16 protein-coding genes are annotated in these 21,533 nt (G+C 73.6%); 6 read left to right on the top strand and 10 right to left on the bottom strand.

The features are described from left to right. Positions 1-51 precede the first annotated feature (51 nt). From SCA03_RS11510 to SCA03_RS11500, 3 genes are all read left to right on the top strand, one after another. On the top strand, positions 52-798 hold the full coding sequence (locus SCA03_RS11510; RefSeq protein WP_169729638.1) for an HAD family hydrolase: 747 nt from the start codon (positions 52-54) through the stop codon (positions 796-798). Beyond that, positions 795-3,224 (top strand): glycoside hydrolase family 65 protein, encoded by a 2,430-nt coding sequence (locus SCA03_RS11505; protein ID WP_086815596.1) that lies wholly within the window; start codon positions 795-797, stop codon positions 3,222-3,224. The genes SCA03_RS11510 and SCA03_RS11505 overlap by 4 nt, the downstream gene beginning before the upstream one ends. Positions 3,225-3,349: 125 nt before the next feature. Further along, positions 3,350-4,930, top strand: coding sequence for an adenosine deaminase family protein (locus SCA03_RS11500; RefSeq protein ID WP_030881243.1), 1,581 nt, complete (start codon positions 3,350-3,352; stop codon positions 4,928-4,930). Between the two features lie 76 nt (positions 4,931-5,006). Here SCA03_RS11500 and SCA03_RS11495 read toward each other — a convergent pair whose 3' ends face one another. The 7 genes from SCA03_RS11495 to SCA03_RS11465 all read right to left on the bottom strand — a co-directional run bounded on the left by SCA03_RS11495 (position 5,007) and on the right by SCA03_RS11465 (position 14,627). Then, positions 5,007-5,942 (bottom strand): quinone oxidoreductase family protein, encoded by a 936-nt coding sequence (locus SCA03_RS11495; RefSeq protein ID WP_212767144.1) that lies wholly within the window; start codon positions 5,940-5,942, stop codon positions 5,007-5,009. Positions 5,943-6,068: 126 nt separating this feature from the next. Next, a complete protein-coding gene (locus SCA03_RS11490) occupies positions 6,069-7,493 on the bottom strand; it encodes a purine-cytosine permease family protein (RefSeq protein WP_141275352.1) in 1,425 nt (474 codons plus the stop codon). A gap of 85 nt (positions 7,494-7,578) precedes the next feature. Next, the gene (locus SCA03_RS11485; protein ID WP_141275351.1) at positions 7,579-9,258 is read right to left on the bottom strand and encodes an amidohydrolase; all 1,680 of its coding nucleotides are present in this window, start codon (positions 9,256-9,258) and stop codon (positions 7,579-7,581) included. Positions 9,259-9,510: 252 nt separating this feature from the next. Continuing rightward, positions 9,511-10,410: an Lrp/AsnC family transcriptional regulator gene (locus SCA03_RS36960; RefSeq protein WP_086814069.1), complete on the bottom strand. Its 900-nt coding sequence runs from the start codon at positions 10,408-10,410 to the stop codon at positions 9,511-9,513. A 67-nt stretch (positions 10,411-10,477) separates the two neighbouring features. Further along, the gene (locus SCA03_RS11475; RefSeq protein ID WP_371863920.1) at positions 10,478-11,665 is read right to left on the bottom strand and encodes a chitinase; all 1,188 of its coding nucleotides are present in this window, start codon (positions 11,663-11,665) and stop codon (positions 10,478-10,480) included. Between the two features lie 122 nt (positions 11,666-11,787). Next, positions 11,788-13,665, bottom strand: coding sequence for a CASTOR/POLLUX-related putative ion channel (locus SCA03_RS11470; RefSeq protein ID WP_211293489.1), 1,878 nt, complete (start codon positions 13,663-13,665; stop codon positions 11,788-11,790). 77 nt (positions 13,666-13,742) lie between these two features. After that, positions 13,743-14,627 carry an ion transporter gene (locus SCA03_RS11465; protein WP_051846168.1) on the bottom strand — a complete coding sequence of 295 codons (885 nt, stop codon included), beginning with the start codon at positions 14,625-14,627 and terminating at the stop codon, positions 13,743-13,745. A 341-nt stretch (positions 14,628-14,968) separates the two neighbouring features. Here SCA03_RS11465 and SCA03_RS11460 point away from each other — a divergent pair, with 341 nt between their 5' ends. Next, entirely contained in the window at positions 14,969-15,883 is a 915-nt protein-coding gene (locus SCA03_RS11460) for a phenylalanine 4-monooxygenase (RefSeq protein WP_030881228.1), read from the top strand. Between the two features lie 59 nt (positions 15,884-15,942). Here the strand turns inward: SCA03_RS11460 and SCA03_RS11455 are convergent, their stop codons facing one another. The 3 genes from SCA03_RS11455 to SCA03_RS11445 all read right to left on the bottom strand — a co-directional run bounded on the left by SCA03_RS11455 (position 15,943) and on the right by SCA03_RS11445 (position 17,686). Then, positions 15,943-16,425: a nucleoside deaminase gene (locus tag SCA03_RS11455; protein WP_086814087.1), complete on the bottom strand. Its 483-nt coding sequence runs from the start codon at positions 16,423-16,425 to the stop codon at positions 15,943-15,945. Between the two features lie 161 nt (positions 16,426-16,586). Further along, the gene (locus SCA03_RS11450) at positions 16,587-17,009 is read right to left on the bottom strand and encodes a hypothetical protein (RefSeq protein WP_030881208.1); all 423 of its coding nucleotides are present in this window, start codon (positions 17,007-17,009) and stop codon (positions 16,587-16,589) included. Next, complete coding sequence (locus SCA03_RS11445) at positions 17,006-17,686, bottom strand: TetR/AcrR family transcriptional regulator (RefSeq protein WP_086814073.1); 681 nt, start codon at positions 17,684-17,686, stop codon at positions 17,006-17,008. Before SCA03_RS11445 ends, SCA03_RS11450 begins: the two co-directional genes overlap by 4 nt. Before the next feature lie 173 nt (positions 17,687-17,859). Between SCA03_RS11445 and SCA03_RS11440 the strand changes: the two genes are divergently transcribed. Together SCA03_RS11440 and SCA03_RS11435 are read left to right on the top strand one after the other, a co-directional pair. After that, on the top strand, positions 17,860-20,145 hold the full coding sequence (locus SCA03_RS11440) for an arylsulfatase (protein WP_086814075.1): 2,286 nt from the start codon (positions 17,860-17,862) through the stop codon (positions 20,143-20,145). A gap of 365 nt (positions 20,146-20,510) precedes the next feature. Then, on the top strand, positions 20,511-21,482 hold the full coding sequence (locus SCA03_RS11435) for an alpha/beta hydrolase family protein (protein ID WP_107428925.1): 972 nt from the start codon (positions 20,511-20,513) through the stop codon (positions 21,480-21,482). The last annotated feature ends 51 nt before the right edge of the window (positions 21,483-21,533 follow it).

The raw sequence follows: 21,533 nt of genomic DNA, 5'->3' as shown, positions 1-21,533 counted from the left end.
CGCTCCCCGGACCGCCGGGCCACCGCCCCGTGCTGACCTACTGTCGGAAAGATGCTGGGGCTCCCCGAACATGTGCGCGCCTGTCTGTTCGACCTCGACGGCGTCCTCACCCGAACCGCCCGCGTCCACGCGGCCGCCTGGAAGCAGACGTTCGACGACTTCCTGCGCCGCCGCGCCGAACGCACCGGCGACACCTTCGCACCCTTCGACTCCGTCGCCGACTACGACGCCTACGTCGACGGCCTCCCCCGCGCCGACGGCATCCGCTCCTTCCTGACCGCCCGCGGCATCACCCTGCCCGAGGGCACCCCGGAGGACGGGCCCGGCGAGGAGACGGTGACCGGCCTCGGCCTCCGCAAGAACGACCTGGTGCTGCGCCTGCTCCGGGAGCAGGGCGTCGACCGCTACGACAGCTCCGTCGACTACGTACGGGCCGCCCGGGACGCGGGGCTGCGCCGCGCGGTCGTCTCCTCCAGCACCAACTGCCGCGCGGTACTGGCCGCCGCCGGCATCGAGGAGCTGTTCGAGGTGCGTATCGACGGCAACACCGCACGCGAGAAGGGCCTGCGCGGCAAGCCCGCACCCGACGGCTATCTGGCGGCGGCCCGCGCCCTGGACGTCCCGGCGGAGCAGGCCGCGGTCTTCGAGGACGCGCTGGCCGGGGTCGAGGCCGGCCGCGCGGGCGGCTTCGGCCATGTCGTGGGCGTCGACCGTACGGGCCAGGCGGCGGCGCTGCGGGCGCACGGCGCCGACCTGGTCGTGGCCGATCTCGCCGAACTCCTGGAGAACCGCCGGTGATCACCCACCACTGCTACACCACGGAACCCTGGCGCCTGTGCGAGAGCGAGCTGGATCTCGACGTGCTCGCGCAGAGCGAGTCGCTCTTCGCGCTGTCCAACGGGCACATCGGCTGGCGCGGCAACCTCGACGAGGGCGAGCCGCACGGGCTGCCCGGCTGCTATCTGGGCGGCTTCCACGAGGTGCATCCGCTGCCCTACGCGGAGGCCGGGTACGGCTATCCCGAGTCCGGGCAGACGGTCGTCAACGTCACCGACGGCAAGATCATCCGGCTGCTCGTCGAGGACGAACCCTTCGATCTGCGCTACGGCCATCTCGCCCGGCACGAGCGCGTGCTGGACTTCCGCACCGGCGTGCTGAGCCGCACCCTGGAGTGGACCTCACCGGCCGGCTGCACGGTCCGGATCGCCTCCCGCCGGCTGGTCTCCTTCGTACAGCGGGCCGTCGCCGCCATCGAGTACCGGGTGGAGCCCGTCGGCGGCCCGGTCACCGTGGCGCTCCAGTCCGAACTGGTCGCCAACGAGCCGCTCCCCTCCCCCGCCGACGACCCGCGGGTGGCCGCCGTCCTCGACACCCCGCTGTGCCCCGAGGAGGACTTCGCACGCGACACCCGGCTGCGGCTGGTGCACCGCACCGGCCACAGCGGGCTGCGGGTCGGCGTCGCCGCCGACCATCTCGTCGAGGGCCCCGAGGACACCGTCCGCGCCGCCGAGAGCGAAGCCGACGTCAGCCGGCTCGTCGTCACGGCGACGCTGCGGCCCGGCAGCCCGCTGCGCCTGGTGAAGTTCGTCGCCTACGGCTGGTCGGCGCAGCGCTCGCTGCCCGCGATCCGCGACCAGGTCGAAGGCGCGGTCGCCGCGGCGCGCAGCACCGGCTGGGACGGACTGCTGGCCCAACAGCGCGAGCACCTCGGCCACTTCTGGCAGTGCGCCGACGTCGAGGTGGACGGCGACGCCACCGTGCAGCAGGCCGTGCGCTTCGCCCTCTTCCATGTGCTCCAGGCCGCCGCGCGTGCCGAGCGGCGCGCCGTCCCCGCCAAGGGCCTGACCGGCACCGGCTACGACGGGCACTGCTTCTGGGACACCGAGTCGTACGTACTGCGTGTCCTCACCCACACCGCGCCGCAGACGGTCGCCCCCATCCTGGGCTGGCGGCACGACACCCTCCCCGCCGCGCTGGAGCGCGCCGCCCAACTCGGCCTGTCCGGCGCCGCCTTCCCGTGGCGCACCATCACCGGCGCCGAGTGCTCCGCCTACTGGCCGGCCGGCACCGCCGCCTTCCACATCAACGCGGACATCGCCGAGGCCGTCCTGCGGTACGCCGCCGCCACCGGCGACGACGGCTTCGAGCGGGGCCAGGGCCTCGAACTCCTCGTGCAGACTGCGCGGTTGTGGCACGGTCTCGGCCACCGTGACGCCGACGGCGTCTTCCACATCGACGGCGTCACCGGGCCCGACGAGTACAGCGCCGTCGCCCGCGACAACCTCTACACGAATCTGATGGCGCGCAAGAATCTGCGTGCCGCCGCACGGGCCGCGCTGCGCCATCCCGAGCGCGCCAGGGAACTGGGCGTCGGCCCCGAGGAGACGGGCGCCTGGCGGGACGCCGCCGAGCGGATCGCCGTGCACCGCGACGAGACCCTCGGTGTGCACGAGCAGTCGGCCGGCTTCACCCGCTTCGAACGCTGGGACTTCGAGGCCACCTCGCCCGAGCAGTACCCGCTGATGCTGCACTTCCCGTACTTCGACCTCTACCGCAAGCAGGTCGTCAAGCAGGCGGACCTCGTCTGGGCCATGCTCACCTGCCCGGAGGCGTTCACGGCCGAGGAGAAGGCCCGCAACTTCGCCTACTACGAGCCGATCACCGCACGCGACTCCTCCCTGTCCGCCTGCGGGCAGGCCGTGCTGGCGGCGGAGACCGGACATCTGCGCCTCGCCTGGGACTACACCTGGGAGGCGGCGCTGATGGACCTGGCGAACCTGGAGCACAACACCCGCGACGGGCTGCACATCGCCTCGCTCGCCGGCACCTGGATCGCGCTGGTGCTCGGCTTCGGCGGGATGCGCCAGTACGAGCCCGGCCCCTCCGACGACTCAGCCGACGACACCTCCGATGCCGAGGGGGCGTCCGATGCCGCCGGCACCGGCGGGCTCGGGTTCGCCCCGCGGCTGCCCGACGCGCTCTCCCGGCTCGCCTTCACCGTGCTGGTGCGCGGCCGCACCCTGCACGTCGAGGTCACCGAGGACACGGCGCGCTACAGCCTGCGCGTGGGGGAACAGCTCGAAGTGGTCCACCACGGGGAGAAGTTCACGCTGACCGCCGACGAACCCGTGGAGCGCCCCGTGCCCCCGCCGCCCCGGCCGGCCGACCCCGGCCGGCCGCCGGGCCGGGAGCCGGGCTCGTCCGTCCCGGGAAGCGACGGCTGACACCTGACCACCGCTTCCCACGACAATCCCACGATCGAGTGACGTCACCGCGACCGCCTTCGCACGGCGCGCGATCCGTTGATCATGCTGGGGTGACTCATCGATCCCGAATCGGCCGCCGCCGGATGCTGTACCCGGCCGGCGCCGCCGCACTCTGTCTGCTGACCGCGCTGTCCGCCCTGCCGGCCTCCGCCCAGCCCGACGGGCCCCGCCCGGACAGGGCCGGGCCCGCCGCCCGGCCGCCCGCCGGCTCCGCCGAGGCGCGCACCGCCGCCTATCTGGAGTCCGCCCGCAAGGACCCCGGCCGGCTGCGGGACTTCTTCCGGAAGCTGCCCAAGGGCGGCGACCTGCACAACCACCTCTCCGGTGCCGTCTCCACCGAATACCTCATCGAACTCGCCGCGCAGGACGGGCTGTGCATCGAGAAGAAGACGATGACGGCGGTGCAGCCACCGTGCAGGAACGGCGCACGCCCGGCCGCGGACGCGCGCACCGACAAGGCGTTCCACAAGGAGCTGGTGCGGGCCTGGTCCATGGAGGACTTCCCGCAGGGCGAGTCCGGGCACGACCACTTCTTCGCCGCCTTCGGCAAGTTCGGCGAGGTGACCTGGCGCCACCCCGGCAAGCTCCTCGCGCAGGTCGCCGAACACGCCGCCGAGCAGAACCAGTCCTACCTGGAGACGATGGCGACCCCCGCCTCCGACGGCGCGAAGAAGCTCGCCGAAGAGGTCGGCTGGGACCCGGACCCGGCACGGATGCACCGCAAGCTCCTCGCCGGGGGCAAGCTGGACCGGCTGGTGGCGCAGGCCCGGAAGGAGGCCGACCGCACCGACGCCGAGTTCCGCACCGCGGCACACTGCGACTCCGGACACCCCGGCCGTGCCTGCCGGATGCCCGTCCGGTGGATCTCCCAGGTATCCCGCGGCAGTTCGCCGGAGCGCGTCTTCACCCAGATCGCGCTCGGCCTGCGGCTGGCCGAACGCGACTCCCGGTTCGTCGCCGTCAACCTCGTCCAGCCCGAGGACGGGGAGAGCGCGCTGCGCAACTACCGGCTCCAGATGCGGATGCTGAACTACCTGGGCAAGCAGTACCCGAAGGCCCACATCACCCTGCACGCCGGGGAGTTGTGGCCCGGGCTGGTCAAGCCGGAGGACCTGTCCTTCCACATCGACGAGGCGGTGAACGTGGCGAAGGCCGAGCGCATCGGGCACGGCGTCGACCTCGTCCACGAGAAGAACTGGCGGCAGCTGGCCCGCACCATGGCACGCCGGGAGACGGCCGTCGAGGTGCCGCTGACCAGCAACGCGCAGATCCTCGGCGTGAAGGGTGACGACCACCCGTTCAACACCTACCGCGCCCACGGCGTCCCCGTCGTACTCGCCACCGACGACCCGGGCATCTCCCGCACCGACATCAGCCACGAGTACCAGTACGCGTCCACCACCTACCGGCTGCGCTACCCCGAGCTGAAGGACCTGGCGCGCGCCTCGCTGGAGTACGCCTTCCTGCCCGGCCGCAGCCTGTGGCGCGGGAACCCGACCCGCGACGGCTACCGGCCCACCACGGCCTGCGCGACCGAACGCCCCGGCGCCGGCAGGCCCGGCGGCGCCTGCGGCCGGCTTCTGGCCGACAGCCCGAAGGCCGCGGCCCAGTGGCGCCTGGAGTCCTCCTTCACCACCTTCGAGCGCGCCCACGCCCAGCGCTGACCCGGGCCCTCGCCCGCCTCGCCCCGGCCCCGACCAGCGGGAGCCGGGGCGAGGTGCGTGCGGCGGGCCGGCCGTGTCAGGGGCGCAGCACGATCTTTCCGAACACCGGCGTCGATTCGAGGCGCTCGTGCGCGCGGCGCGCTTCGGCGAGCGGGATCCGTTCCTCGACGACCGCCCGCAACGCGCCCCGGTCCGCTCGCCCGAAGAGTTCGGCCGCCGCCTGGCCGACCGTGGCGGCGTCGACGGAGTTGAGGCTGAAGGCGAAGAGGCTGGGCGAGTTGTGGTAGGTGGTCATGATGCCGGCGAAGGCGTCGGGGGCCGGTGCCCCTCCTGCCGCTCCGACCAGCAGATACCGGCCGTTGGGCCGCAACGCCTCGATATGGCGGCCGAGTTCCGCCCCCGCGACCGGGTCGACGACGACGTCGTAGGTTTCCGCACCGCCGTCCCGGCCCGCCGTGCGGTCCCGGACATGGGTGACGCCGAGGCCCCGGAGGCGCTCTCCCCGCTCGGGCGAGGACGTGATCGCGGTCACCACGCCCCCGGACGCGGCGGCCAGTTGGGCCGCCATCAGCCCGATGCCTCCGCCGGCGCCCCTGACCAGCACCCGCTCGCCTTCCTCGACGTGCGCCCTGCGCAGGGCCAAGTGCGCGACCAGCGCGTTCACCCCGAGCGCGACCGCGTCCACCGCGCCGACGCCGTCCGGCAGGCGCACGACGTCGCACAGGTCGGCGACGACCGCTTCGGCGTAGGCCCCGTTCCTGCCCAGCGCGAAGACCCGCCGGCCGACCCAGCGTTCGTCCACCGCCGCACCGACGGCGACGACGGTGCCTGCCGCCTCGACGCCGGGGACGAAGCCGGGCTCGGGGAGCGGCTGGTAGTCGCCGTTGCGCGCCGTGACGTCGACGTAGCCGACCCCCGCGGCTTCCACCTGGATCAGGACCTGGCCCGGTCCGGGCGCGGGTTCGGCGCGCTCCACGACCTGGAGCACGTCGGAGCCTCCGAACGACGACACGATGACGGCTTGCACAGCACACCCCTGACCACGAATTGCCACTGAGGGGCATAAGCGTATCAGTAGCCGTTCAGACGGAGGCCGTCCGGAGCATGGCGCCGGGTCGTCGAGCCGGTGGACGGACCCTCAACCGGTCGTGCGGCCGGCAGCGCCCCGTACGCGTCGCCCGGCCAGCGCGGCGTAGACCCCGCCGGAGACCACGATCGGCAGGATCCAGGACAGGTCCGCCCCGCCGAGCCGGGTGCTCAACCAGCTGTGCAGCAGCGGCGAGTCGATGGTGAGCAGCCCCGTGGCCATACCGCAGGCGAGCGCGGCGATCCCCCGGAGGTTGACCCCGCCGACGCCCCAGTAGCGGCTGTCACGGCCGACGGTGTGGACGGCGTGCGCGTCGTACCGCCACCGCCGCAGCACCCCGTCGGTGATCCAGACGGCGGCGAACGGCCCGGCCCAGACGTTGACCAGCGAGAGGAACTCGTTGAGCGCGGTCTCGAAGTCGTAGACGAACAGGATCAGCAGGACGGCGGCGAGGGCGAGCAGCGCGTCGAGCGCGGTGGCCAGCCAGCGGCGGAGGGGCACTCCGACGGCCTGCACGGCGAGTCCGGAGGAGTAGAAGACGGAGGCGTTGTTGGAGATGGAGCCGAGGAAGCAGGCGGCGATGTAGAGCGCGAACAGCCAGCCGGGCACCAGGGGTCGGACCCCGGCGACGGGGTCCGACAGATCGGTGCGGGTGGCCACGACGACACCGGTGACGCCGAGGTACACCGCCATGCCCGCTCCGCCGCCCAGCACCCGCCAGAACACCTTGCGCACGGGTGTGCCGGAGGGCAGATAGCGGGCGTAGTCGGGCGAGACGACGAGGTAGGACAGCGAGCCGGAGGCGACGAGCGCGGCGGCGGACAGCACGGCCGCCGGGCCGCCGTGCGCCCCGCCGGCGGGCTGCCGGGACCAGTCGACGTCCGGGAGGGTGCACACGAGCAGCACCGCGAAGACGGCGGCGACCGCCACGGCGAAGTACGGCTGCACCCTGATCAGGAGCCGGTGGCCGGTGACGGCGATGACGATGGCGGTGCCGAGCACGAGCAGCGTGGCGAGGATCTTCCCGGCCGCACCCGGCTCCCGCCAGCCCAGCTGCTGGAAGAGGGCGAGTACGGCGAAGACGCCGAGGAGCCCGTTGACCGTCTTGAAGCCGAGCGACATGGCCCAGGTGAACAGCGCGTTGACCCGGTTGCCCAGCACGCCGAACGGGGCGCGGCTGAGCGTCAGCGCGGGCAGCCCGGCGCGCGGCCCGGCGATCGAGCTGTAGGCGACGAGCGCGAACAGCACGTTGCCGAGCACCACGGCCACGACGGCCTGGACGAGGGAGAGCCCGACCCCGATCGCCTCGGACCCGAGGACGAAGAAGAACTGGTAGGAGTTGATCCCCGCCCAGAAGAGCCCGAGTTGGCGGGGGCTCATGTAGCGCTCGGACTCGGGGATGAAGTCGTAGCCGTGCTGTTCGAGCGTGCCGGTCGCCGGTGGTTCGCCGGAACGGGGTGGGGCGGTGGTGCTCATCGGTCGTACTCCTTCGCGGGCGCGCCGGGCATCCTCGTGCGGGCGGTGGCGGGGCCGGCGGGCCGGCCGGGTGCGGTGGGGGCGCTCAGGACGAGGCGGTCCAGGCCGGGGAGCCGCCGATCCAGGTCTCGTCGACCATCGGACCGGCCGGGCGGTCGGGGTCCTCGGCCGCGAAGGGGTTCCCGGGCACGACGACGAAGTCGGCGAGCGCGCCGGCGAACAGGGCGCCGACGGCGTGTTCGCGGTGCAGGGCGCGGGCCCCGCCGACGGTGTGCGCCCGCAGCCCGTCGGCCACGTCCAGCCGCATCTCCGGGGTGCCGAGCCGGGTGCCGAGGACGGTGCGCCGGTGTGCCGCGGCGGCCACGGCCTCGAAGGGGCGGGGCGGGGCGACGGGCGCGTCGGAGCTGAGGGCGAAGTCGACCCCGGCGCGCCGGAGGAGACCGCACGGGTTGTAGCGGTGGCCGAGGTCGCCGACCGCGGTGAGGGTGCCGTCGCCGGTGCGCAGATGGTGCTGGGGCTGGAGCACGGCGTGCACCCCGAGTGCGCGCATGCGGTCGATGTCGGCGTCGGTGGGCAGTCCGCAGTGCTCGATCCGGTGCCGCCGGCCGGCGGCCGGGGCGGCGGCGAGCGCCTTCTCGACGGTGTCGAGGACCATGCCGATCGCGTACGGGGACTGGGCGTGCGTCGCGGTCTGGAGCCCGGCCCGGTGCGCCCGGATCAGCAACTCGGCGTACTCCTCCGGGGAGTGGTAGAGCTGCCCGTGGTGGCAGCAGTCGGCCGCGTAGCCGTCGGGGAAGTAGGCGGTCCAGCCGCCGAGCGTGCCGTCCGCGTACAGCTTGACGCCCTGGATGCGCAGGGTGTCGTCGCCGAGGGTCCTGGTCAGCCCGAGGGCGAGCGCGTCCTCCAGCAGCGCCGAGGTGAGGTAGGCGGAGGTACGCATCCGCAGCGCGCCGGCGTCCCGGGCCCGCAGATAGGTCTCCAGCTCGCGGCGGGAGACCTGCGCGTCGCCGATCGTGGTGACGCCGGCGGCCAGGAACCTCTCCTGGGCGCGCAGCAGATGGCTGCGCATCACGTCCTCGGGGTCGTCCAGATGGAAGTTGGGGCCGTGGTTGGTGATCTTCACGCCGTCGGGGCCGGTGAGCAGGTCGCAGGCGCCGTCCCACAGTTCGCCGTTGGGCTCCCCGGACTCCGTGCGCCCGATGCGGCCGCCGGCCGGGTCGGGCGTGCCCGCCGTGATGCCGTACTTGTTGAGCGCGTAGGTGTTGACGACGCCGCCGTGCCCGGAGGCGTTCATGACGTACACCTCGCGGTCGGTCGCCACCCTGTCCAGGTCGTGCCGGGTGGGGTGGCGGCCCTCGGCCAGCCGCCGGTGCTCGTAGCCGAAGCCGCGTACGGGCGCCTCGGGGCGCAGGGCCCCGGCGTGCGTGCGCAGGGCGTCGACCAGCGCGTCGATGTCCGGCACGGTCTCCGGGCGCACATCCGCCCAGGCGAGGTTCTGGCCGTACATCACCGGGTGGCAGTGCGCGTCCACGAAGCCGGGCAGCATGTGCCGGCCCGCGAGGTCGAGCCGTGCGTCGACGCGTCCGTCCAGCGCGGCACGGCACTCGTCCCGCGTCCCGGCGTGCACGACGCGGTCGCCGCGCACGGCGAGCGCCTCGGTGGCTCCGGCGGCGGTGAGGGTGTGGACCGTGCCACCGGTGACGAGGAGGGTGCGGGCGCGGCCGGATTCCTTCGGGGGCGCGCCGTGCGTGCTGGCCGCAGTCATGGTGGTGCTCCTGGGGTGCGCGGGGAGAGGACGAGCGCGCCGACGCATCGATGGCCGTGCGTGGCATGCGCAACCGTTTCGTTCGCGGCGAGTCTAGGAATCGAGCGAATGAATTACCAGGGGCAGCCGTCGACAAATTTTCGGCAGGACGGACGGCCCTCGCACGAGCGGATCGTCAGCGGGAGGTGCCGGGCGGCAGCGGGAGGTGCCGGGCGACAGCGGGAGTTCGGTCCCGCGGAGGGGGGAGGGCCGTCAGCGGGGGACGGAGTCGTAGCGTTCCTGGACCAGTTCGAGGTGGAACCAGCTCTCCAGGGAGTGCACGCCCTCGGTGGCACGCAGCTCCTCCAGCGCGGAGAGGACCGCGTCGAGGGTGGCGCCGCCCACCGTGCCGATGACGTCGGCGCGGCCCACGCACTCGGCGGCGAACTGCACCGCGTCGGCGGCCACCAGCTCCCGCGCCCCGGGCCCGGTGCCGTCCCGGCGCAGCGCGAAGCCGGCGAGGTGGCCGAGCCCGACGACGCCGGGGCGGGTCAGCGCGGCGACCCGGAAGACGCCGGCTTCCAGCAGCCGCAGCGACCGGGCGCGTGCGGCGGCCGGCGACATGCCGACCCGCTCGGCGAGCACCGCGTACGACATCCGCCCGTCCGACTGGAGCGCACGCAGGATCGCGTGGTCCGTCTCGTCCAGGTCGACGGCGTCCGGGGGTTCGGTGGGCAGGTACGGGTCCTTCACGACGGCGGTGTACGGCGTGGTGTCGACGGCGCGGACGCCGGGGAGCCGGGAGAGGCGGGCGAGCAGCGCGCCGAGCGCGTCGAAGCTCTCGGTGCGCAGCTCCGCCATCACCGGCCGGCGGCCGGCGGCCAGCGTGACGAAGACCGCTTCGGGCAGCGCGGCCAGTGCGTGTGCCGTGGGCGCCGCCGGACCGTCGACGGCCACCGCGACGTGGGCGCACACGGTCCGGCCCAGGACGGCCGGGTGGACGATGCCGGTGATCCGTACGATCTCCTCCTCCACCAGCCGCAGCACACGGGTGCGGGTGGCGGCCCGGGAGAGGCCGATGCCCGCCGCCAACGCCTCGTAGCTGGCCCGTCCGTCCTGCTGGAGGAGGTGGACGAGCGCGAGGTCCTTGGAGTCGAGGGGCACCGGGTTCATCGGGGGATCAGTCTGCCACGGCGGGCGCGGGGCCCCGGCGGCCGGGCGGCGGCCGGGGCAGCGGGCGTCAGCCGAAGTACGCCGTGAAGTTCTTGGAGAACTCCCAGTCGTTGAAGCGGTCCCAGTTGACGGACCACGCCATCAGACCGCGCAGCGCGGGCCAGGTGCCGTGCGGCTGGTAGGAGCCGCAGTCGCTGCCCTTGGTGAGGCAGTCGAGCGCCGTGTTCACCTCGCCGGGCGGTACGTACCCGTTGCCGGCCTGGGAGGTCGCGGGCATGCCGATCGCCACCTTCTCGGGCGGGAGCGCCGGGAAGACATTGTCGGCGTCGCCGGCCACGGGGAAGCCGGCCAGCAGCATGTCCGTCATGGCGATGTGGAAGTCGGCGCTGCCCATCTGGTGGTACTGGCCGTCGAGGCCCATGATCGGGCCGGAGTTGTAGTCCTGCACGTGCAGCAGGGTCAGATCGTCGCGCAGCGCGTGGATGACGGGCAGATAGGCGCCCGCGCGGGCGTCCCCGCCGTTCGGTCCCGGCCCGTAGCGCTGGTGGCCGAGCTGGACGAAGAAGGTCTCGGGGGCCATGGTGAGGGTGAAGTCGTCGCCGTACTTCGCCTTGAGGGACTCGATGGCGGAGATCAGGTTCACGATCACCGGTGTGGTGGGGTTCCGGAAGTCGGTGTCGTCGGCGTCGAGGGAGAGGGAGTGGCCCTCGAAGTCGATGTCGAGGCCGTCCAGTCCGTACTTGTCGATGATCGACGAGACGGAGGAGACGAAGGTGTCGCGGGCCTGGGTGGTGGTGAGCCGCACCTGGCCGTTCTGGCCGCCGATGGACAGCAGGACCTTCTTGCCCTGTGCCTGTTTCTCCGCGACGGCCGCCTTGAACTCCTCCTCGGACTCCACGTCCGGGCATTCGGACTGCGGGCACAGGCCGAACCGGATGTCGCCGGAGGTCGCGGAGGTGGGCTCGCCGAAGGCCAGGTCGATGATGTCCCAGTCGTCGGGGACGTCGGCGAGGCGGGTGTAGCCGGAGCCGTTGGCGAAGCTCGTGTGGAGGTAGCCGACGAGGGCGTGCTCCGGCAGGGCCGCACTTCCCGATGCGCCCGCGACCGCACGCGGGGCGTCCGCTGCCCGGTGCGGTGCGGGGGCCGCGGCGGCCGGGACGGTGAGCGCGGCGGAGGCCGCGAGCGCGAACACCGCTGCGGCGGCGCGCAGTCGGGGTCCGCGCCCGCGTAGCCGCCGCGGGCGGGCGGGGCTCAGGGGCCGGAAGCGGCCGGAGGGGGGTGGTGCCACAACTGCCTCCCGGTGTGGGGGTGGAGGGCGACACACACAAACTGGTCCAGACCAAAGAGGGTGTCAATACCCGTGCCGGCGGCCGTGGTTCAGGCGTCCTCGGCCAGGACGACGACGTGGTCCTCCTCCCCCAGGCACAGCGGCGCCGTCCGCGGCGGATTGAGCCGGACACCGTAGGTGGGCGGCTCGTCCCGGTGGCGGCCCAGCCGGTAGCCGATGGCGGTCTCCCCCTGCCGGCGGGCGGCCTCGATCACCGTGGCGAAGTCGGCCTCGGCGCCCGGCAGGAGATAGCGGGCGGCGGGCTTGAGGTAGACCTCCGAGCCCGCGGGGTCGAAGAGGTCGATCAGCACCTCGTACAGATGCCGGTTCTCGGTCAGCTGGGTCAGCATCAGACTGATGAGCTTGGAGCTGACGATGAAGTCGTCCGCCTTGGTGACCTGGGCGACCTCGCGGTTGGAGTCGTCGTTCATCTCGGTGACGATCGAGTACGGGTCGCCGAGCCTCTCCTCGATGTCGCGCAGGTGCAGCAGCGTCACCAGGGTCCGGTTGTCGGCCTGTTCGGGGTCGGACTCCTCGTCCGAGAGCACCAGGATGTGCTGGTACTCCCCCGGCTCCAGCGCCTCCAGCGACCGCCGGTTCGTCGGGTCGCACCGCTTGTGGCCGACGACGAGGTGGGGGAACTCGCCCTCCAGCGTGCGGGGTTCGCCGTCCGGCGCCGGCGGTGCCGCGATGTCCAGCTCCGTGCCGGGCGCGGAGAAGCTGTCCAGCAGCGCGACGATGCGCGGGACCCGGGAGTTCCAGCCGATCAGCAGGGTGCGCTCGGCCGCGCGTGCCCGGTCGGACACGGAGGCGATGGCCTGCTCGGCGACCGGCGGCACGCTGCGCGCCCGCTCGATGAGCAGATCGTCCTCCGCGATGACGATGACACGGTCCCCGGTGCCGAGCACGGTGCTCATCTCCGGGTTGACGAGGATGCGCCCGTCGGCCGTGTGGATCCCGATGGGCACGCCCAGCGCGTAGCGGCCGAGCAGTTCGCCGTAGGTGCTGCCGGTCAGCTCCGGCTCGGGCCTGATGTAGATCTCGTTGCCGAAGAAGCTGAGCAGTTCGTTGCAGACGGTGGAGATACCGGCCTGCCGGTGCGACTGGACGATGAGCCGGACCGCGATGTCGTCGGCGTCGATCACCAGCCCGTGGCTGCCGGCGGCGAGGCGCGCGGCGGCGAGGTTGCCCGAGTCCTGGACGGCCGCGACCACGTGCGGCCGGTCGCCGCGCCAGGAGCGGTGGTTGAGCACCAGGAGGGTCTTGATGACCTGGGTGTCCGCGTCCGGTCCCGAGGGGGGCAGCACCATGATCGACTTGCTGGTGTCGGGGCTGACCAGCTCCAGGTCGGCCCGGTGCAGCGGATCGCCGGAGCGGCAGATGACGCGGGTGCGGCCGGTGTCGGGCACCCGGGCGCGGAGCTGGTCCTCCATGGCGACCTTGTCCTGGTCGGCGAGGACGACGACACAGGACCTGCGCTCGCTCTGATTGGCCTCGACCAGTTCCTCGACGACGGTGAAGATCTGCTCCGACCACCCCAGCACGATCGTGTGCCCGCTCTCCACCAGCCGTGAACGGCCCTTGCGCAGCCGCTCGATGCGGTGGTTGAGCCCGGTCGTCAGCACACCGATGAGGGCGCTGACGATGAAGATCCCGCCGAGCGTGACGGCGAGCATCAGGACGAGGAAGACGGGGCGGCCGGTGTCCCCGCCCATGGTGCCCGGGTCGAGGGTGCGCAGCAGGCTCATCCAGGCCACGCCGAGCCAGCCGCCGTTGGCCGCGGTGTCGTCCCCGTCCAGCAGCACCACGAGGGTGGCCACCAGGCCGATCAGCGCCAGGGAGGCCAGCCCGAGCCAGCCGATCAGCGCGGGTGTCCCGCGGTCCATCGTCCCGTCGAACCAGTACCGCAGCCGTTCCCGTAACCTCACCGCACACTTCCGTTCCGTCGCTCGTCCCCGATCCGGTCTGCTCCGCGCACCCCGCCGGGGGGTGCACCGCCGCCCGTTCACGGTGGCCGGCCGGCCGAGGTGAGGCTGCGCTCCAGCTCGTCCAGCGACCGCCGGGCCGCCTCGATCCGGCCGCGGATCTCCGCCTCCGTCCCGGCCTCCGCCCCCGCCTCCGGTGGCCGGCCGCCCGCCGCGTGGGCCCGCTCCTCCGCCCTGCGCGCCTCGTCCAGGGAGTTGAGCACCACCCCGATCAGCAGGTTGACCAGCACGAAGGAGCTGAGCAGCACATACGAGGCGAAGTAGAGGATGCTCCAGCGCGAGATCTCCAGGCCGGTGCGGACCGCGTCGCCCAGGCCGTCCAGCGTCATCAGCAGGAACAGCGTCAGCCCCGCGCGACCCAGGGAGCCGAAGTGCTCCGGGTCCTCCTCGGCGAAGAACACCCAGCCGGTCATCGCGTACAGGTACAGCACCAGCGCGCCCAGCAGCAGGAAACTCAGCGTCCCCGGCAGGCTCTTGACGGCGGCGGTCACCACGATGCGCAGCTGCGGCAGGAACCGGGCGGCCCGCAGGACGCGCGCGAGCCGCAGCAGGCGCAGCACGGTCGCGTTCTCCTGCGCGAAGGGCAGACAGGCGCTGAGCACCACCGCGAGATCGAAGACGTTCCACGGGTCGCGGAAGAAGGACCGGGGCCGGTCCGCGCAGGCGCCGGCGCGCAGCAGGATCTCCACCGTGAAGGCGGCGACGAAGAGGTGTTCGGCGGTCTTGAGCCGGCTGTGCCAGCGCTCCTGGATGCCCGGATAGGTCTCCACGCCGAGCAGCAGCGCGTTGCCCAGGATGAGCGCGAAGGCGAGCGTGCCGAACCAGCCCGCGCCGGTGATCCGCCGGCACCGGGCAGCCAGCGGACCCAGGCGGCCCACGGCGGGTGGCAGCTGCTCTGCTGGCATGGCTTTCTCGGGGACGGTGCCGTCGCGGAGGGTGGGGCGCACGGGGCTTCCGCCGCGGCACGGGCCCTCCCCGAGCGGTCGCGGACGGGGACGCCGAAAACCTACAGGACTGTAGAAGATGCCTGCTGACGGCCGGTCGTCCCGGTGGCTCGTTCTTCTCCCTCCGGCCCGCGCACGCCTCGGTCCGGCACGTGTGCCGCGCCGGGAACGGATGGCCGAATACCGCTCCACGCGGCACGTCCGGGGTGTCCGGCCGTGCGCGCAGGACGCCGGTCACTCGTGCAGGTGGTCCCGGTTCCGCCGGAACGGCGCCCGCCGCCGGGGGCCCGGAGACTGGGCCCATGATCGACTGGATGGGACAGACCCCGCTGGACCCGGAGGGAACCCGCCTCGGCACGGCCGACGAACACCCCGGATTCACCGACCCCGCATATCTGCGCCGCAGGAACGCCCTGGTCGCACCGGCCCGTGGGCACGAGCCCGGCACCCCCTCGCCCCGGGTCGACTACACCGAGGAGGAGCACCGCACCTGGCGCACGGTGCACACGGCCCTGCGCGAGACGCAGCCCGGCCGGGTGTGCGAAGCCGTACTGCGGGCCGCCGAGCGGGCGCCGGTGCCGTCCGACCATGTGCCCCAGCACGAGGAGGTCTCCGACCGCCTCCAGCCGCTGTCGGGCTTCCGGTTCACCCTGGCCGGCGGCATCGTGCCCAACAAGCGCTTCCTCGGGCGCATGGCCGACGGCCTGTTCCACGCCGTGCAGTACGTGCGCCACCCCGCCGTGCCGCTCTACGCACCCGAACCCGACGTCCTGCACGACGTGTTCGGCCACGGCACCCATCTCGCCGACCCGTGGTTCGCCGAGCTGTACCGGACGGTGGGACGGGCCGCCGCGCGGGTGGCGTCCGCCGATGCGCTGGACCTGATCAGCCGCGTCTACTGGTACACGCTGGAGTACGGGGTGGCGTGGGAGGAGGGCCGGCCGAAGGCGTACGGCGCGGCCCTGCTGTCCTCCTACGGTGAGCTGCACCGCTTCCGGGACGCGGACATCCGGCCGTGGGACATCCCCGACCTGGTGCGGCTGCCCTACCAGGTGGCCGGATACCAGCCGGTCCTGTTCGCCGTCCCGTCCCTGCCCCGGCTCGCCGATGTGCTGCACGACTTCCTCGACGACTTCGACGAGGACACCCGCGACCGCCTGGGCCTTCCTCCGCTGTCCGCACGCGGCTTCATGGCCCGTCCCCCCGCCGGCGGCTGACGGGCCCCGGGCCACCACGCTCCCCCGGGGGCGTGCCCGGGGAGCGGCAGGCGTCGCCGTCACGCCCGGTCGGCGCCATCCCCCCCCCGGTGGTGGGCGCGGTGCAGCGCGTGCAGGCGGTCGGCGAGCGCGGGTACCGGGCCCTCGACCGGCAGTCCGGGCACGACCTCCTGGACGGGCAGCGGGCGCACGGGCGACGGCGGGACGCCCAGCGCGTCGAGCCACCGGGTCAACTGCTCGGTGGAGTGGGCGTAGACGATGCGGCCGAGCCCGGCCCAGCCGTGTGCGGCGGCGCACATCGGGCAGTGCTCGCCGGAGGTGAAGACGGTGGCGGCGGCCCGCTCCTCCGGGCCGAGCCGGCCGGCCGCCCACCGGGCCAGCGCGAACTCCGGGTGCCGGGTGCGGTCCTGCTCGGTGCGCACCCGGTTGCGGTCCTCGGCCAGCACCCGGCCGTCGGCACCCACGAGGACCGACCCGAACGGTTCGTCTCCCGCGTCGAGCGCCTCGCGGGCCAGTTCCACCGCTCGCTCCAGGTGCCGCATCTCGTCGGGGGTGGGCTCGGCGTGCGTCACGGTCGTCCTCCTCGGTGCGTCGTCCGCCGCCCGCGGCAGCGCGGGGATCCGGCGGGCCGGCGGGCCGGCGCCTCCACGATGCCCGACGGGTGCGGCTCACGGACGGGAGGGGCCGCACCGCGCGGACCGGCTCACCCGGTGGAGGAGGCCGTCCCGTCCGGTGGCGGGAACCTCGTGTGCAGCACCGGGCCGCCGAGTGCCACGGCGAGGGCCAGCGCGAGGGCGGTGAGGGCGGCGGCCCAGTCGGTCCAGCGGGCCAGCAGCACATCGAGGCCGAGGGCGGCGGCGACCAGCAGCACCTTGGCCACGATCAGCAGACGCATCGGCGGATGGCTGACGGCGACCGCCCGGAACCGGCGCAGCAGCCGCATCAGCGCGGGCACCACCACCACGACGACGAGCAGCCGCAACGCGTGCTCCACCGGGGGCACATCGCGGCCGACCAGCCACGCGGCCCCGATCAGCAGCCCGATGCCGGTGTAGGCGAGACGGACCGTGCGGGGGGCGGCCGGCGTGGCACCGGGGGCCCGGCCCGCCGTCGGAGCGCCCGTCATCGGACCGCCTCCGCCGCGGGGGTGTCCGGCGCGGTGCGGCGGGCGGCGGATCGCTCGGAGACGGGGGCGGTCAGCAGCCCGGTCACCGCGTCGATCAGACCGAGGATGTCGGCCTCGGGGTCCGTCGTGTCGGATGCGCCGTCGCCGTCCGCGGGTTCGGCGGACCGCCGCTCCAGATCGGCGAGGCCCGCGATGATCAACTGCCCCGCCCAGCGGTGCCGTCGGTGCACCAGCGAGCCGGCCAGGTGCGGCAGCCGGTCGCCCAGCAACCGGCCGACGGCGACCGCCTCGTCGACGCCGCCGATCTCCCGCAGCGCGGCCACGTCGAGCCCGGTGTACTCGAAGACGCGCTGGAGAAAGCGGACATAGTGGCTGCCGGGCCGCAACGCCTGTTCCGCGAGGGGCCGTACGAGGATTTCCGTCAACTCCCACGGATCGGCGGTACGGCCCGCCTTCCGGGCGGATTCCAGCATTTCGTGCCGCCGGGCGTCGATGACGCCGAGCCGATGACGGAAGACGGCCTCGATCAGCTTCCGTTTGTCCCCGAAATGATATTGCGCGGCAGCGGTGTTGCGCTGCCCGGCCGCGGTGCTGATCTGACGCAGCGAGGTCGCGTCGATCCCCTGCTTCGCGAAGAGCCGTTCGCCCGCGTAGAGGATCTGCAATTCGGTGGACATCTTCTCCGGCTCCCGGTGTGCGAAGGCGCGCGAATACGCCCGGACACCGCGACTAAAACAGCTGCTTTAATGAGTGTCAAGGCGTGAACACCGCGCCCGTGCACAGCGGTTGGCACCGCCGCTTCGGCCCCACCGCACACGGCGGACCGCCGCACACGCAGAGAGGAGAGCCCATGCCGCACACACCCGGCCCGACCGCCCCGCGCACCGGCGGCGGGGACGACGCCGGCGCCGCGCATCTGCGGGACCCGCGCCCCGCGCCGGACGCCCCCGACGTCGTCGTCATCGTCCTCGACGATCTGGGCTTCGCACAGACCGGCGCGTTCGGCTCGGACATCGCCACCCCGCACATCGACCGGCTGGCGGCCGGAGGGCTGCGCTACAACCGCTTCCACGTCACCGCCATGTGCTCGCCCACCCGGGCCTGCCTGCTGACCGGACGCAACCACCACGCCGTCGGCATGGGCTTCCTGGTGGACCTGCCGATCAACCGCCCGGGATACACCGCCCGGATACCGCCCTCGGCCACGCCGCTCCCCCGCCTCCTGCGGGACGCCGGGTACTCGACACTGGCCGTCGGCAAGTGGCATCTCACGCCCCGGTGGGAGCGTTCGGCCTCCGGCCCGTTCGACCGCTGGCCGCTCGGCTACGGCTTCGAGCGCTTCTACGGCTTCCTCCAGGGCGACGCCAACCACTGGGCGCCCCAACTCGTCCGCGACAACCACTACACCGAACCTCCGGCCGGGCCGGAGGACGGCTACCACCTCAGCGAGGACCTGGTGGCGACGGCCCAGCGGATGATCCTCGACCAGAAGCAGGCCACACCCGACAAGCCGTACTTCCTCTATCTGCCGTTCGGCGCCATGCACTCCCCGCACCACGTCGCGCCCGAGTGGGTGCGCCCCTACCACGGCCGGTTCGACGGCGGCTGGGAACGCTGGCGCGAGGAGGTCTTCGCCCGGCAGCTCGCCCAGGGCACCGTCCCGGCGGGCACCGAACTGCCGCCCCGCCCGCCGTGGATCCCCGACTGGGAGACGCTCGGCGCCGACGAACGCCGCGTCTTCGCGCGGATGCAGGAGGTCTACGCCGGCTTCCTCACCCACACCGACGCACAGATCGGCCGGCTCCTCGCCTTCCTGGAACGCCTCGGCCGGCTGGACGACACCCTGATCCTGTTCCTCTCCGACAACGGCGCCAGCGCCGAGGGCGGGCAGCTCGGCACCGACAACGAGCACCGCTTCTCCTCCCGCATGGGCGACTCCACCGCACGCAACCTCGCCCGGCTGGACAACTGGGGCGGCCCGGACACCTATCCGCACTACGCCTGGGGCTGGGCCTGGGCCGGCAACACGCCCCTGCGGCTGTGGAAGCGCTACACCTGGCTCGGCGGCACCCGCGCACCGCTCATCGCGCACTGGCCGCGCGCCATCACCGACCGCGGCGGCATCCGCGGCCAGCTCACCCACGCCGTCGACCTCATGCCGACGATCCTCCAGGCGTGCGGCGTCGAACCCCCCGACACCGTGGACGGCGTACCCCAGCAGCCGGTCGACGGCCGCAGCCTCCTGCCCACGTTCGACGATCCGCGGGCGCCCGCCCCGCGCACGACGCAGTACTTCGAGATGCTGGGCTCGCGCTCGATCATCCACGGGGACTGGAAGGCCACCACCGACCATGTCTCGCGCGGTGTCCAGGACGAGGAGCGGCTGCTGCTCGGCAGCCGCGACTTCGCCACCGACCACTGGTCCCTCTTCCGCCTCTCCGACGACTTCGCCGAGGCACGCGACCTCTCCGGCGAACACCCCGAGGTCGTGGCCGAGTTGACGGAGCTGTGGCAGGCCGAGGCGGAGCGCAACAACGTCCTGCCCCTGGACGACACCCTCCAGGACCGGCTCACCGCCCTCATACCGCCGCGCCATCCGCAGCCCCGCCGCGCCGTCTACCGGCCGGGCGGCGGCCCGGTGCACGACGAGGCGCTGCCGCCGCTGGCCGGCGGGTTCACCCTGCTCGCCGACGCCGAGATCCCACAGGACGGGGCGGCGGGCGTGCTGTGCGCACTCGGGGACCGCACCGGAGGCTTCGTCCTGCACGCCCTGGCCGGACGGCTGACCCTGGCCTGCTCCCGCGCCGGCGACCTGGACCGGGTGACGGCGCCCGACCCGCTGCCGCCGGGCCGCCACCGGATCGGCTTCCGCTTCGACGCACGGGCCCGGGAGTTCGCCCTGCTCCAGGACGGCCGCACGGTCGCGGCCGTCCCGCTCGGCGGCGACTTCCCCCTCGTCTTCCAGCACGGCGGCACCGGGCTGTGCGTCGGCCACGACCGCGGGCTGCCCGTGGACGACACCTACCGCCCGCCGCACCCGTGGACGGGCGTGCTGCACGAGATCGTCCTCGACTCCGTGCCGGCCCCCGCGCCCGAGCTGTCCGAGGAGGTGCGGACGGCGCTCCACGGGGACTGAGCGCGGGAGCCGGACGGCGCACCGGGACGCCCCTCCGCCGCGCCCCGGCCGGCCCGGCATTGCAAAGCGGAACAACGCTCCGTACAGTTCTCACACAACCTACCGGAGCGCTGTTCCGCTTTGCTCGTCTCCGGCGGCGCCCCGGGCCACGTGTGCCCGGACGCCCCCGGGGCCGGGCCGACCGCGCCGCCGCACCGGCCCACGCCGACCCCCGCACGCCGCCGCCCCTCCCGAAGTGGAGACACCCCGGGGGGGGGACACGGCAGTCGGGAACGGCACCAGGTACCTGCGGAAGGACACGGCCGACGGACAGCGGAGGACGCAGCGCGCCCCACGAGACACCGCCACGAACGGAAGGCACCACCATGCCCGGCCCGAACACCCCCGGCACCCCGCACACCCCGCACACCGCGCCGGACGCCTCCCCTGCCGCGGGCGCACCCGCCACCGTGGTCTCCGCGAAGCCGGTCGTCCTGCCCGCGCCGGGCCGGGGCGAGGACCTCCAGGTGCGGGTGTCGGCGCCCGCGACCGGCGAGGGCCTGCCCGTGCTCGTCTTCTCGCACGGCTTCGGCTGGTCCCTGGACGGCTACGCCCCGCTGGCCGACCACTGGGCCGCGCACGGCTTCGTCGTCGTCCAGCCCACCCACCTCGACTCCCGGACGCTCGGCCTCCCCGCCGACGACCCCCGCACGCCCCGGATATGGCGCATCCGCGTCGACGACCTCGCCCGGGTGCTCGACGCCCTCGACGTGCTCGAAGCCGCCGTGCCCGGGCTCGCCGGGCGCACCGACCCGGGCCGAGCCGCCGTCGCCGGGCACTCCTGGGGCGCCCAGACGGCGAGCACACTGCTCGGCGCACGCGTCCTCGACGCCGACGGGGTGCCCGGCGAGGACCTGACCGACCCCCGGGTCACCGCGGGCGTCCTGCTCGCCGCGCCCGGCCTGGGCGACACCCTCACCCCCTTCGCGGCCGAGCACCTCCCCTTCATGCGGCCGTCGTTCGCCGCCATGACCGCCCCCGCGCTCGTCGTCGCCGGAGACCGGGACGACTCCGCCCTCTCCACCCGCGGCCCCGACTGGTTCACCGACCCCTACACCCACAGCCCCGGCAGCAAGAGCCTGCTCACGCTGTTCGGTGCCGAGCACTCTCTCGGCGGCGTCCCGGGCCACGAGGTCGCCGAGACGACGGACGAGAGCCCGGCACGGGTCGCCCTGCTCCAGCGGCTCACCACCGCCTATCTGCGCGGCGCGCTGCTCGGCGAGGAGACGGCGTGGAAGGCCGCGGTGACCGCGCTGGACGAGGACCCGGAGCCGCTGGGACGGGTGGACAGCAAGTGAGCAAGTCTCCGTCCCTGGCGGGGCGTTGAGCGTTTCGGCACGGAGACGGGT

The organism is Streptomyces cacaoi, from assembly GCF_006539165.1.
Lineage (GTDB): Bacteria > Actinomycetota > Actinomycetes > Streptomycetales > Streptomycetaceae > Streptomyces > Streptomyces cacaoi.
Note: the sequence above shows the minus strand (reverse complement) of the source record. Positions and strands in the feature narration are given on the sequence as shown.